Genomic DNA, 12,233 nt, shown 5'->3' on the forward strand with positions numbered 1-12,233 from the left:
AGCCTGACGCGACCAAAATCACGTCAGGCTTTTTCATTAAATCTTTTTGCAGATTTTATTTAACCAGATCCCGCGCAAACTCTACAGCTTTTTGTTTTGCTTCATCCCCGAGGGCTTCGGGGTTCTTACAGCCGCCGAGGAACAGGGTTGCGGTGTGTTTGGTCATGTGCGGTTTCTGCATTCTGGAAAGTCCGGTGAAGGTTTCTTCGGCATTGTTTTCCATGGGGCCGCCGCCGGTGATCAGAATACCGTGCCGCTGGCCTTTGATCAGGGAATCGTGGGTCGGCATGTGGTAATCGACGTACAGGCTGTAGGTTCTGTCGATTACGGCCTTGAGCTGTGCGGAAACTCCCCAGAAGTAGAGCGGGGAAGCGAAGACAACCGCATCGGCCTGAACCATCTGCTCCAGAATCGCCGGGATGTCATCCTTAAGCACGCAGCCGATTTCTTCCGGCTTTTCCTTGCATTTCATACAGGCCATACAGCCTTTCAACTCTTTGTCGTTGAGGTAAACAGACTCAGCTTCGTGACCCATTGCTTTGAGCTCGGCTTCAACCCATTCGATCATTTTTGCGGTATGACCCTTCTTTCTGGCACTGCCCTGAAGGCATAAAACTTTCATTCTCTGCTCCTGATTTGTTGGTTCGCGTAGCGATTGTATGAATTTAATTTTTGGAATTGTGCGTTGCCTGCGTGGACGGCAGGCGGAAATATTGTCGGGAAAAGCTAATCAAGATCGACAGGAAGTGCAACGGCCAAAAGTATGATTTCGTAACGGGATGCTTAAGTTTTTAACTCTTCAACTACTTCATTAACCGCACGGTTGAAAAGCTTCATGACCTGTCCTTCGGTCTGGGGGCGGCCTTTTTTGAAGATGAAAATGGGTACGGCTTTATTTTTCTTTTCGGAGTAAAAATAGAAGAGACGTAAGCCCTTGCGGGGGGAGATACGCAGGATGCGGATGGAAACCCGGATTTTGCGCAGGGCTATTTTATTCTGGCCCCGGTAGACAACACCGCGTGCAGGTCGTTTTATGATTTTCTTTTTGGCGCGTTTGATGTCTCTTTGGGCCTGTGGATATTTTTTGAGCAGACTTTTTTCGTAGCGCAGATAGGCGTCTGTTTCTTGAAGCATGGTCATGCTAGAGCACCTCCTCAAGTTCGCAGAGGGAATGCTGGATATCGGGGTCCGAGGCAATGGAAAGATCAAGCACAAGGTCATTCCAGTCCATTAGCGGGCCGGTGAGTCTGCGGCCTGCCCAGCGCGCAAAGGGTGAGGGTAGAGTAAGCAGTCGCAGATGGGATTCTGTAAGCTGTTCTTTAAGCTGAACGGCTTTATCAAGAACTGCCGCGCAGTCGTCCCCGGCATTGATGTGGCATGATGCTTCCTGCCAGTCTTTGGAAAAATTGCGGATGACTATCCTACTGAGGCTTTTGATTACGAAAAGGGTCCTGATGGTGCTGTACAGCTTGATGCCCGTGGTGGATTTTGCATGCACTGTTTCGTGCAGGGTCTGGATTCGTTTGGCAAAGGAATCGAATATGCGGGTATTGCAGGAACATTTGTTCATAATTGCGGCCTTGCTTGTTGGATTTACGGAACTTAATTTAAAGTAGCCGGGGATTTTAATCAAGTTGGTCATGAAATTTAAAGCCGCCGATTTTGGTTCGCTTTTATATAACCAGCCAAAATTTAAGTTTAATCCCAAATAACTGAAAAAAGTTCTTGCCAAGCGTGGATGATTTAGCTAAATACATTTCTCCCAAGCGGAGAGGTGTCCGAGTCCGGCTTAAGGAGCACGCCTGGAAAGCGTGTATAGTTAACGCTATCGGAGGTTCAAATCCTCTCCTCTCCGCCAGCTTGAATTTAGTAAGCCCCTTGCAACGTTGTTGCGAGGGGTTTTTTCGTTGCTGTTGTGCTGAATCCATACCCTTTAAGGTTGTAATTTGACTTTCCAAGCCACAAGCCTATGATGACGCCGTTCTTATACATATCAAAAGTGAGGAAAATATAATGATTTTACCCGGAATGGCTAAAGACGATGTGACTCTGGTGAAGGCAGGCGGCGAACGCATAGAAGGGTTGAAGGCTGTTGTTACCCTGCGCAGGATCGTGACTTTTCATACTGATATTGAGATTGAACCGAAGGACATGATGATCAAGCAGTGTGCAGATGGCGAGCAGGAAGCCTATCTTCTGCTTGATCCTGTTCTGAACAGTGCAAAGGATGGTATTCCTGAGAATTATCAGATTACCGTGCGTAAGGTTGCTGTGCCTGAATAGCTGGGATTTAGATATTTGAATGTAAAAAAGCCGTGGATTCGTCCACGGCTTTTTTGTTTTTTAATAATGATGGCGGCATTGAATGATGATCAAGGCGTCGCTTTTGTCGTCATATTTATATACCAGCCTATGTTCGCGGTTAATTCGCCGTGACCAATAGCCAGTAAGATCAAATCGTAAAGCTTCAGGTTTGCCCATGCCTTCAAATGGTGAGCGTAGAGAATTTTTGATCAGTGCGTTTATACGTTTAAGGGCTTTTTTGTCGTTTTTTTGCCAGTAGAGATAGTCGTCCCATGCCAGTTCTGTCCATGAAATTTGCGGCATCAGTCTTCCAGCAGTGGGTGTGGTTTAGTTTTGCCGGATTCTGCTTGCCGGATGCTTTCTCTTAGTCTTCGGGCATTCTCGGGACTTTTGAGCAGGTAGGCGGTTTCGGCAATGCTGTTGTAGTCCGCCAGAGACATCATGACCACGGCTTCAGCTTTGCGGCGGGTGATGATAACCGGTTCGTGGGAATCGCACACTGCGTCCATGGTGGATGCGAGTTTTTTTCGTGCTTCTGTGTAGGTGATTGCTTCGGGCATTTTGACTTCTCCTATATGTACAATAAATAGTACATGTTTGTAGAATGGTCAATAAGGTCGTAGCTAGAAAAGAAAAAAGCCACTGATTTCTCAGTGGCTTTTCGGGGTTCCTTCTTGTGGTCGGGATGAGAGGATTTGAACCTCCGACCCCTTGAACCCCATTCAAGTGCGCTCCCAGGCTGCGCTACATCCCGACTCAAGTGAAGAAGTGTCTATGTGGAATCCCCGTAAGTGTCAACCATTAAATTGAATTATTGTTTTTATATTTATTGATCGGCTGTTCAGTTAAAAACGAAATATATCTATATCATCTTGGAATGAAATAAAAAATTGTTTCTGGTATTGAAAAAATCCTTATTCAGGAATAATGTGGTTTTAAGAGACCGGAGGAATTTTGCGTTATATTGCCGCCTTACTTTCAATTCTGCTGCACATTCTGAGTGTGTTTATTCTGGTGGATTTTGTGGTGCCGGAATATGAGCAGCAGAATTCTTTCGGTATTGAGCTTGTTACCCTTCCAAAAGAAAAGCCTGATCTGAAAGCTGTACCAATTGATAAGGATTCTGTCCGGTCAAATAAAGAACCACGGCCGGAAGTCGTTAAGCCGGCAAAGAAGTTAAAACCTGACCTTGAACGCAAATCTGTCAGGATCAAACAGAATAAAGTTCGTACTAAAGTTGAGAAAAAGCCTGAACAGGTCCGGCAGGTTGAGCCTGCTGAAACTGTTCAGGGTAAGGGTCAGTGCACCCGCCCGGTAAAAAATTATCCGCATATTGAGTCCGGCTCTTCCTCTAATCCGGATGCTGTGGTGCTGCGGCAGGGCAAAGGGATAACTGTGGGTAATTCTACCATGGTGCTTAAGCGCGGCTCCGAGGCCCGTTCCCTTTCCGGATTGGCGGCTTATGAATTTGGTGAAGATGATTTTCGCGGGCATTACGAGACTTTCGCCGGGCGGCAGGTGGTCATAATTGACGGCCGGGCCGAGCATGGGCGTTTGATTTTACACGACCATCAAAGCGGTTTGATGCGTAAGTTGAAGAAGTCTGAATTCGGTGATTTTATTTACACATACGGGCCGTCATTTGATGAGGATGAACCGATTGAAGGGTCTGTCGTTTTTTTGCCGGGCGATGGGCATTGGATCCACCGTTTTATGTGGATGCCTGAAGATGGAACTGCTGAGTATCCGGTGAAGGATCGGGATAAAAAAAATGCCCCGCATGGGCCTGTCTTTTGACTTGGCTGCGGGGCTTTTTAAGTTTTTCATTCTGAGTATAGTCCATCCTGATGGGGGCTATATCCAGAAAGGCTTGCGTCTGTTCTTGCTGACGGGGGCCGACTTTTTTCGGCTTTCGGTGTGTCAGCGGCGACTGGAAGAGGGGATGCAGATAACGCAGACCGGATTCCAGTCTGCCCCCCATCAAATCGTCATGATTGATGATACCCCTTCCGCTGTGGAAGGGATGGGGACAGACCAAGAGTGGATCGATTGCTTATCCGGCGATTTTGTAAGCAGTATTTCCGCCTGGCTTGATTCAAACTAGTCAGACGCATTGTTAAATTGCGGAATGTAAAAACTGCTTGATTGAGATAGAGTCAGAGATAGAGGCGCAGGACTTAGTCCTGATCGTCTTCCGCTTCAGAATCGGAAGAGCTGTTCTTTTCCTGTTCATCCAGAGACTTCACCATAGCGGTAATGTGCTTGCTTACCGAACGGTATTTTTGGGGATTTCTTTTCTCCAATTTTTTAAAAGCTTCCGGGGTCTCTTCTATAGTGCTGTGTTTGTTCATAAAAACCTCCTGTACGGTTTGGCCGCAGCTACTTTCGTCTTTGAGATTTTCCAGCCCGAATCAACAAGAGCATAATACACTATTTTTCAGTCTTGTCTAGGTCGTGTTGCTGAGAAAAAAAATCACACTGTCTGCTTATGTGGTACTGGAGGGGATTGTTCTGTCTTTGTAGGTGTATAATGATTGCTTTTGACTATGTGATTTTTGTGACAAGATCCGTTTTTATGTTAATACAGTCAAATTTAATGCATTAAGCTCATTACAAAAATGGAAATGGCAGAATTATATTATTTGAACATGGCACAAAAGAGAATTTGCTTCTGTACATCTTTTTTTTAATAGATTGTTGCTGTTAAAATAGACGTGAATTTCTTAATCCCTGAAAATCATTGTTTTATGTAGATAAGTTCTAAATTTTGTCGTATGCAACAAATCAGGTGCAAATTGTAGTTCAACCGAGAATCCTGATTGTGGACTGGGACATTTTTATGTATCAGTCGTTTTCACGAAACTAGACAAGCTCAACACTGGAGGAAGAAATGAGTAATCCTAAAGAGTTCATCTTATATAGCGGCGGTGCTTCCGGCACAGAAAGCGAATTTGGTGTAAATGCTGAGAAGTACGGTCTTCAGGAAGTCAACTACAGTTTTGAAGGCCACCAGAATGCCCGTACCCGGGGGCTGCGTGTGCTCACCGAAAAAGAGCTGGAAAGCAAGGACGTCAGCCTTACTTATGTTTCCAAGCTGATGAACCGCAGCTTCACCCGCGCACCTATTTTCCGCAAGGTGCTGCAGTCTATCTGCTGGCAGGTTAACAGCGGGCACGAGATTTTCATCATTGGTAATATCCTTGAAGACGGTACCGTTAAAGGCGGAACCGGCTGGGGTGCCGAGTTCGCAAAAATCTGCAACAAGCCCCTCTACGTATTTTCCCAGGACAAAGGCTGCTGGTACAGCTGGGAAAAAGAAAATTGGGTTGAGTGTCCTGATCCTAAAATTTCCCACAGGCATTTCACAGCAACCGGAACCCGTTTTCTGGAAGATTCCGGCAAGAAAGCCATTGAAAAGCTTTTTGAAGACAGTTTCAAATAGATCAGCTTTTTGAGATCTGAAATTACAAACCCCGTTCCGTTTGGAGCGGGGTTTTATTTTGGGAAATTTTGCACTTGACTAACAATCGGTTTTATCAGTAGAAAAAGACATCTTAATTCTCAGGGCGGGGTGAAATTCCCCACCGGCGGTGATTCTTTAAAGTTTTAAAGACAGCCCGCGAGCGCCTTTTCAATTGGTGAAAAGGGTCAGCAGATCCGGTGTGATTCCGGAGCCGACGGTTAAAGTCCGGATGAAAGAGAGTGAGACAGTCTTACCGCAGGTGGCCTTCCCTACACTTGCGCGCTGTTCCGTTGTGAACAGATGTCTATTCTATCGCCCTGATTCTGGTCTCTAAATTGGAGATTTACCATGAATCAGAATCTGTTATCCCAGTATGGAAACCCTGTAGAGAGGGTGGAGAAAGGCCTTCAGGCATTGCGTGAAGGTCGAGGAATCCTTGTCACTGACAATGAAGGCCGCGAGAATGAGGGGGACCTTATTTTCTCTGCGGAAAAGCTCAGTGATGAGCAGATGGCTATGATGATCCGCGAATGCAGCGGTATTGTCTGTCTCTGCCTGACCGAGGAAAAGATCGAGCAGCTTAACCTGCCCATGATGGTCGAGGCTAATTCCAGCCGTTACCAGACCGGATTCACCGTTACCATCGAAGCCGCCGAGGGCGTAACCACCGGGGTTTCTGCCGCTGACCGCGTGACCACCGTGAAGGCTGCCATTGCGGATGATGCCGCACCTGCGGACCTGCACAAGCCCGGGCATGTCTTCCCCTTGCGTGCGCGTGCGGGCGGTGTTCTGGAAAGAGAAGGCCACACCGAAGCAACCGTGGACATGATGACCCTTGCGGGCCTGAATCCCTGTGGCGTGCTTTGCGAACTGACCAACCCGGACGGCACCATGGCCAGACTGCCGGAAATTGTCGAGTTCGGACAGAAGTACGACATGCCTGTACTGACCGTAGATGACATAATTAATTATAGAATTCAGATTGCTAAAAAAGCATCATAATGTATAATTAAGGCAAGCACTTTTCTAGAATTGACACTCTAACCAGTGATTCAAACCGGCAATTTGGATCAACACCGACATTAATGAAAGAGGCCCCGTCATGATACTGAGCGGGGCCTCTTTTATTTATTTCTCGTAAACGCAGCCGATACAGCAGAGGAAAGTAGCTTCTTCGGTGTCACTGATGTTGCGCATGCCGTGCGGTTCCATGCATTCGGAGTATACGAAGTCTCCGGGGCTGCAGATTTTGCTCTCAACAACCTTGTCGGTCTCCGGATCGTAGGCAAAGCATTCGAACTGGCCTTTTTCCACGTACACGGTCTGGAGATAAAAATGGTTGTGGGCCGGGATTTCACCGCCGGGCTCAACAGTGAAGTGGCGCAGCCCGTATTCAGGCTGGCCGTTTTCGTCTTTGCCTGATTTGGAGAGCCAGCGGATGGTCACGCCCTTTACTTCATGATTCCCGCCTTTGTAGCCGATCTGCTGAACCTTGATGCCTTCCACATCTTTAACATTTTTTGCGTCCATGTTTATCTCCATGCTTGATTCTGTTTGTGCGGTTGAGTCTGTTCAGTTAAGCAGAAACAGAAGCTGAGATAAAGGGGCAAGTTTGAGGTGTAGGGACGGCTTGGAAAGCCATGGATCTTTTTTTTAAAGAATTTTTAAAATAAGTTTGAATTTTAATCGATAAGGCTTGACAATTTCAGCTGGAATCAATAGGTATTTCTCCTCGTCGCAATGACGAAGTCTTTGACAGAGAGGCCGGATGGCGGGTGCGCTGTGAACCCCGTCAGGTCCGAAAGGAAGCAGCGGTAACGGTTTATCCCGGGTGTCCGGTCTCGCTGAAAGAAGGGTGTGTTCTACATGAACACACCCTTTTTTATTGCCTGCACTTCAGCACAAACCTTGCAATTCAAGGTGAAAGCGTGCAATCTTTTCAAAATCTTATTTATAAATCCTGTGGGATAATTATTAATTTCAAACTCAGGCGAACATAATGAAGTTTGGCAAAATGACCGGATTTCTGGTCAAAGCTGTTTTGATATGTGCTCTTTCCGGCGGGCTGGCGGTAGCTTTCAACACCGCCCGTCCAAAGCCGTATACTCTTGCGGAGTTAAGTCATGCCCAACCGGCGGAAGTGCTGGAGATCACAACTGCCGATCTGGTAGAGAGTTATAATGAAGGGAAGTTCTTTTTTATAGATGCGCGCGGTGAAATGGAATTTGCCATGGGCCACGTGCCCGGTGCAGTGAATCTTCCATCTGAAAAAGAAGGGGAGGAATTCACAGCACTGCTTGCGCAGATTGACCCGAATATTGCGATAGTTGTTTATTGTGACGGTCTTACCTGCGGCAAGAGTCTGATAGTGGCTAAAAAACTGCTGGAGAACGGATTCAGGAATGTATCTGTATATAATGAAGGAATCGACGGCTGGATCAGTGCCGGAATGGATTTGGAGGCTAACTGATGGAATTCAGATCATTACCCCGCATAGTTCTTGGGATTGTATTTATTATTGCCAGTCTGGACAAGATCATCGATCCGCTGGCCTTTGCCGAAATAATCAAAAATTACCAGATTCTGCCTGAAATGATGATCGGTCCGGTGGCCTTCTTCCTGCCATGGTTGGAATTTGTCTGCGGAGCCATGCTGGTCTGCGGAGTGTTTATCGACACAGCTGTCGCGATTCTGGTGGCAATGCTGCTGGTCTTCATCGCTGCACTCTCCGCTAACCTGTACCGGGGCATAGATGTGGCCTGCGGCTGTTTTTCTACAGACACATCCAGCGCATCCGACATGCAGATGACCATTGTGCGGGACGTTGTCCTGCTGGTAGTTGCAGGGCTGACTTTGTGGTGGCGGAAGGATGAGGTCGGGTAGTCTCTTATAAGCGCGTTAAAATTTAAAGTTTGTGTGAGTAAACAAGAAAAGTCCTGTCAGATGACAGGGCTTTTCTTGTTTTAACTGTAAAGTCGCGCAGGTGGAAATCAAAACTACGCCCACCAGATTGAACGTGCTGGGGGATTGCCGAATGTAGTGAAGTCGTCTCCGGATTCATGGAGCACCGCATCTAACTCATCGCTTGTGAAGTCGTATCCTTCCTCGTTGGCGGTGGAGACAAATTCTTCTTTGGTTCGAATGGCATTATACTTCAGCTTAACATCCTTGTTCTCTCCACCTGCGATCAGCAAACGCTCTACTTCTTTCTTAGCCATGGTAATACTCCTTTTTTGGTAAAAATATAGTGCTCTTTTGACAACTATGTTTAATTACTGACTGGTACGGGCATCATGGGCTGGGTGCTGCTAATTTTGTGCCGGGTTCGCTGATTGGTTTTCGATTCCAGAAGATAAAAAAAGAAAAGAGGCTGCCGGGAGATTATGATTCCCGACAGCCTCTTTTATGGTTTATTTTATGCAGTCAGCTTAATTTGCCGGTCCGAATTGCTGGCACTGGGCTTCTTGCTTGATGCAGTCCTGATAACTCATGGGGACAACGCCCTCTTCTTCCGGACTTTGATCACCCAACAACCCGTTCTGGCCTTGAGTATTTAGCACCCGGTACGGTTTGCAGTAGTTGAGTTTGGCGGAATAGACCGTGCCTTTGGGGCCGATCTTTTTCACTTCTTCCTGCTGGCAGGTGTAGGAGTAATGCTGCTGCATGCAGTCAAGGAGAGTCTTGTATTTTCCTGATTTGTCCTTTGCCGGCAGGCATTGATTGTCGTAAAATGTCCAAGTCTGCTTTTTGTATGGTTTTTGATACGGCTTAATCCCTTCGGGGCCGGGGCAGAGTGTCAGGTGGATAGGTACGCCTGCCTTTTTGCAGAGCAGGGTGGATGCATCGTCATTGAACTGCCATGCATATGCATCTACTCCAATATGTTTCAGATACTTAACATAGTTGGTGTAAGGAATGCCCTTCCCCCGTATCAGGTTGTCTTCGTTATAGCTTGCGATTTCTCCATCGGGGCCGACTGAGCACTGCGGTCCTCCGCAGCCGGGGCCTTGGCATTCTGCAGGTATTCCTGAGTCCTGTCCTTTGGGAATTCCGTTGCATGCATACCAGTCTGCAATAGTAAGCTCGTTTAATTCTACCGGGTTTTTCCCGAGAGCTACGGTTTGAGTGTTTTTGGGGTGTTGTCCTCCGGCATTAAGCCATTGGGCCGGAGTAATGCAGGCCGCCCTGCCTTCAACTGCTGCATTGTTGCTGATATGCAGGCCGATGCCGTTCGGTTGTGTCAATTGAGGGTTGTTGTATGGCTTAACATAAGTACCATTAGCCGAGATTGTCTTATCGCTTTCTCTCGGGCAGTCGTACAAGTCCGCAACACCATTGATTTCCGTGACATTGCACTCGTATTTCTTATCGGTTGATATTTTTACAGACATGGGAACGCTGTAACCGTTCACCATACTTAGGTCATAGTAGTCTGATCCATCCAGACATTGGTTTAGCTTGGAGGAGGGGTTAATCGTGCATTTGTCTTTTCTGTCTTTTTCAGACGTGTATGTGCAGCCGGCTGAGTATTCAAGTATGGTGCCGACTCCTGTGCTCGGTGTTCCCGGAACCGCTCCCATTGTGCAGTTCCCGGGCCAGCCTATGCCGGTCGGATCCTGCTGGCAGTTGAGCAGAACTCCTATGTTGCCCGAAGCAATGCCGCCTTTGGGAGCGGCCAGATACATGGTTTTTCCCGAATCGAGCTTTTTGCGGAACATGAGTGCTGAGCTCAGGTCGTTGGGGTTGGCATACATTTCCTGCATGGAGGCGTTTTGGGCGACCATTTTCCAGAGTTTAAGGTTAGGCTTCTCGTAATCTTTTTTGGCAGTGGGAGGAGTGATTACAATATAGGCATCGTCAGCACAATTGTTGGTGATGGTGATGCGCTTCGCGTCCCACCCGGTCTTCGTGGTATTGTCGCCGCAAATGACCGGAGGCGGCGGGGGCGGGGTGTATTTGTTTTTCTGGCAGCCCGGATTGATTGTCGGCGGAGTCGTACTTGTGGGGCTCAACAGCGTGGATGCAGAGCAACGGGGGGTTTTGGAATTTGCGGTGCAGTTGTTCGCGTACTCCCAGCCGCTTGAGGTTGTTTTTACATAAGTGCTTAGTTTTTGTTTAAAATAATTGTTTTCAATGTCTACTTTCCAAAGCACGTTTTGCTTCATGTAGACCATCATTGAGCGGTTGTCTTTATTGTTTATGGTAAATTGTTGTGCGGTGGAATTTCCATTTACCACGGAATAGGTCGCCGTAATGGTCGCATCAGTACTATTTACAGAACATCCACCAGCAGCCATGGTTATGCCCGTGGAATTGCTAAATTTTGTCATGGACCAGTACTGGCTTGGAGTCCCCGAAGGGGCCGGAGGGGGGGTATATTTTTGTCCCTGGCAACTGGGGCTGAGGTTATTTCCCGGGCTGGGAAAAAGATTGGCAGCAGAACAATAGGGCATCGGATGCGGATCGGTTTGGCTGCATCCTTTCGCAAATGTCCACCCCGTGTCGGTTATATTGATGTACGCGGTCAGTGTTTGATTATAGTTGGAGTTGACCATACCTACTTTCCATAAGCCCTTTTTCATATAGTAGGTCTTTGCGCCTGCATTGCCTGTATTGTCTACTTTGAAAGCTTCAGATGCAGTCGTGCCGTTTACAAAGTAGTAGGTGACTGTGTTGGTTGCTGAGGGACTACAGGCACCTAAAGCCATGACTATGCCTGTATATCCACTCTTGGGTGACATGGAGTAATACGGATTGTCCGCCCACGCCGAACTCGTAAAGCAAGTGATCACTAACAAAAAAAAGGCTGTCAGAGCCCTGTGTTTTTTCACGCCACCTGTTTTCATGCCCCCCCCCTGTTTATGAAGTTGTTTATGAAAAAAACATTATTGATATCATAAGACATTGTAGTGGTCTCTATGTCAAGGTGAAAATTGTTTTTGGCTGTTTCAAGTTTTTTTAAATGTAACAAATGTGGGAAGTACTTATTAAAATTTAAATGTTTGTGGACAAAATATCCTTAAGCATCTATAAATAATTACAGGAGTATAAAAAGGAGGGGAAGCAGTGGAGCGTAGGTGCAGTCTTAGGTTATGTTTTTCGGTAACTGTAGTAAGGTCTGTTTTGATTTCATTATATTCGTTGTGCATTGTTTCAGGGCCTGCTTTTGCTCAATCCTTGAATAATTCCTCAGGTAGTAGTGAGAATATAAGTGAACTGCTTACGCCGTTGCAGGAGTTGCACGACGACCTTGTCCGAATTGAGGCCAAGCTGGATGCGTTTGCCAATGCCAAGTGGGAATACAAGATTCTTGTTCCCAATGTTTTGGGAGACTACGACCATGATCGTCACAAGTCCGCACTCGGACCTTTGGGTGCGGAAGGTTGGGAGCTTATTACCTACTCACCGGATGTGGGATATATCCTAAAGCGCAGGGTTATGCCTAAACCTTAAGGTTCGGGAGCAG

The 12,233-nt window shown here is 47.0% G+C and carries 17 protein-coding genes, 2 tRNA genes, 1 other RNA gene and 1 riboswitch; of the genes, 10 read left to right on the forward strand and 10 right to left on the reverse strand.

Annotated features, from left to right (window positions below; all coding sequences use genetic code 11):
• Positions 1-55 precede the first annotated feature (55 nt).
• The 3 genes from FMR86_RS13395 to FMR86_RS13405 all read right to left on the reverse strand — a co-directional run bounded on the left by FMR86_RS13395 (position 56) and on the right by FMR86_RS13405 (position 1,570).
• Entirely contained in the window at positions 56-622 is a 567-nt protein-coding gene (locus FMR86_RS13395) for a flavodoxin family protein (protein WP_163351911.1), read from the reverse strand.
• Positions 623-783: 161 nt separating this feature from the next.
• Positions 784-1,140 carry a hypothetical protein gene (locus FMR86_RS13400; protein ID WP_163351912.1) on the reverse strand — a complete coding sequence of 119 codons (357 nt, stop codon included), beginning with the start codon at positions 1,138-1,140 and terminating at the stop codon, positions 784-786.
• Position 1,141: 1 nt separating this feature from the next.
• Positions 1,142-1,570, reverse strand: a complete 429-nt coding sequence (locus tag FMR86_RS13405) for a hypothetical protein (protein WP_163351913.1) — start codon at positions 1,568-1,570, stop codon at positions 1,142-1,144.
• 198 nt (positions 1,571-1,768) lie between these two features.
• Between FMR86_RS13405 and FMR86_RS13410 the strand changes: the two genes are divergently transcribed.
• Both FMR86_RS13410 and FMR86_RS13415 read left to right on the forward strand, forming a co-directional pair.
• Positions 1,769-1,858: transfer RNA gene (locus FMR86_RS13410), tRNA-Ser, on the forward strand.
• A 155-nt stretch (positions 1,859-2,013) separates the two neighbouring features.
• Positions 2,014-2,283 carry a hypothetical protein gene (locus FMR86_RS13415; protein ID WP_163351914.1) on the forward strand — a complete coding sequence of 90 codons (270 nt, stop codon included), beginning with the start codon at positions 2,014-2,016 and terminating at the stop codon, positions 2,281-2,283.
• 60 nt (positions 2,284-2,343) lie between these two features.
• On the opposite strand, the gene FMR86_RS13420 is transcribed toward FMR86_RS13415, so the two are convergent.
• The 3 genes from FMR86_RS13420 to FMR86_RS13430 form a co-directional block, all read right to left on the reverse strand.
• Positions 2,344-2,607, reverse strand: a complete 264-nt coding sequence (locus tag FMR86_RS13420; RefSeq protein WP_163351915.1) for a Txe/YoeB family addiction module toxin — start codon at positions 2,605-2,607, stop codon at positions 2,344-2,346.
• Positions 2,607-2,864, reverse strand: a complete 258-nt coding sequence (locus tag FMR86_RS13425; protein WP_163351916.1) for a type II toxin-antitoxin system Phd/YefM family antitoxin — start codon at positions 2,862-2,864, stop codon at positions 2,607-2,609. Before FMR86_RS13425 ends, FMR86_RS13420 begins: the two co-directional genes overlap by 1 nt.
• 117 nt (positions 2,865-2,981) lie before the next feature.
• Positions 2,982-3,058 (reverse strand) — tRNA-Pro (locus FMR86_RS13430).
• 200 nt (positions 3,059-3,258) lie between these two features.
• Between FMR86_RS13430 and FMR86_RS13435 the strand changes: the two genes are divergently transcribed.
• Together FMR86_RS13435 and FMR86_RS13440 are read left to right on the forward strand one after the other, a co-directional pair.
• Positions 3,259-4,101, forward strand: a complete 843-nt coding sequence (locus FMR86_RS13435; protein ID WP_163351917.1) for a hypothetical protein — start codon at positions 3,259-3,261, stop codon at positions 4,099-4,101.
• The gene (locus FMR86_RS13440) at positions 4,076-4,408 is read left to right on the forward strand and encodes a hypothetical protein (protein ID WP_163351918.1); all 333 of its coding nucleotides are present in this window, start codon (positions 4,076-4,078) and stop codon (positions 4,406-4,408) included. Before FMR86_RS13435 ends, FMR86_RS13440 begins: the two co-directional genes overlap by 26 nt.
• 73 nt (positions 4,409-4,481) lie before the next feature.
• Here FMR86_RS13440 and FMR86_RS20415 read toward each other — a convergent pair whose 3' ends face one another.
• The gene (locus FMR86_RS20415; protein ID WP_203544891.1) at positions 4,482-4,655 is read right to left on the reverse strand and encodes a hypothetical protein; all 174 of its coding nucleotides are present in this window, start codon (positions 4,653-4,655) and stop codon (positions 4,482-4,484) included.
• A 539-nt stretch (positions 4,656-5,194) separates the two neighbouring features.
• Here FMR86_RS20415 and FMR86_RS13445 point away from each other — a divergent pair.
• Positions 5,195-5,746: a hypothetical protein gene (locus tag FMR86_RS13445; RefSeq protein ID WP_163351919.1), complete on the forward strand. Its 552-nt coding sequence runs from the start codon at positions 5,195-5,197 to the stop codon at positions 5,744-5,746.
• A 111-nt stretch (positions 5,747-5,857) separates the two neighbouring features.
• Positions 5,858-6,012: riboswitch (FMN riboswitch) on the forward strand.
• Between the two features lie 103 nt (positions 6,013-6,115).
• Entirely contained in the window at positions 6,116-6,769 is a 654-nt protein-coding gene (gene ribB / locus FMR86_RS13450) for a 3,4-dihydroxy-2-butanone-4-phosphate synthase (protein WP_163351920.1), read from the forward strand.
• 126 nt (positions 6,770-6,895) lie between these two features.
• Here ribB and FMR86_RS13455 read toward each other — a convergent pair whose 3' ends face one another.
• Positions 6,896-7,297: a cupin domain-containing protein gene (locus FMR86_RS13455; protein WP_163351921.1), complete on the reverse strand. Its 402-nt coding sequence runs from the start codon at positions 7,295-7,297 to the stop codon at positions 6,896-6,898.
• A gap of 225 nt (positions 7,298-7,522) precedes the next feature.
• On the opposite strand from FMR86_RS13455, the gene ffs reads away from it, so the two are divergent.
• The 3 genes from ffs to FMR86_RS13470 all read left to right on the forward strand — a co-directional run bounded on the left by ffs (position 7,523) and on the right by FMR86_RS13470 (position 8,650).
• Positions 7,523-7,618: signal recognition particle sRNA small type (ffs, locus tag FMR86_RS13460), an RNA gene on the forward strand.
• A gap of 148 nt (positions 7,619-7,766) precedes the next feature.
• Positions 7,767-8,237, forward strand: coding sequence for a rhodanese-like domain-containing protein (locus FMR86_RS13465; protein ID WP_163351922.1), 471 nt, complete (start codon positions 7,767-7,769; stop codon positions 8,235-8,237).
• Complete coding sequence (locus tag FMR86_RS13470; protein ID WP_163351923.1) at positions 8,237-8,650, forward strand: MauE/DoxX family redox-associated membrane protein; 414 nt, start codon at positions 8,237-8,239, stop codon at positions 8,648-8,650. Before FMR86_RS13465 ends, FMR86_RS13470 begins: the two co-directional genes overlap by 1 nt.
• Positions 8,651-8,763: 113 nt before the next feature.
• Here the strand turns inward: FMR86_RS13470 and FMR86_RS13475 are convergent, their stop codons facing one another.
• Both FMR86_RS13475 and FMR86_RS13480 read right to left on the reverse strand, forming a co-directional pair.
• A complete protein-coding gene (locus FMR86_RS13475; RefSeq protein WP_163351924.1) occupies positions 8,764-8,985 on the reverse strand; it encodes a Nif11-like leader peptide family natural product precursor in 222 nt (73 codons plus the stop codon).
• 210 nt (positions 8,986-9,195) lie between these two features.
• On the reverse strand, positions 9,196-11,508 hold the full coding sequence (locus FMR86_RS13480) for a thaumatin family protein (RefSeq protein WP_163351925.1): 2,313 nt from the start codon (positions 11,506-11,508) through the stop codon (positions 9,196-9,198).
• A 436-nt stretch (positions 11,509-11,944) separates the two neighbouring features.
• On the opposite strand from FMR86_RS13480, the gene FMR86_RS13485 reads away from it, so the two are divergent.
• Positions 11,945-12,220, forward strand: coding sequence for a hypothetical protein (locus FMR86_RS13485; protein ID WP_163351926.1), 276 nt, complete (start codon positions 11,945-11,947; stop codon positions 12,218-12,220).
• The last annotated feature ends 13 nt before the right edge of the window (positions 12,221-12,233 follow it).

It is taken from the genome of Desulfovibrio sp. JC010, assembly GCF_010470675.1.
Classification (GTDB): domain Bacteria; phylum Desulfobacterota; class Desulfovibrionia; order Desulfovibrionales; family Desulfovibrionaceae; genus Maridesulfovibrio.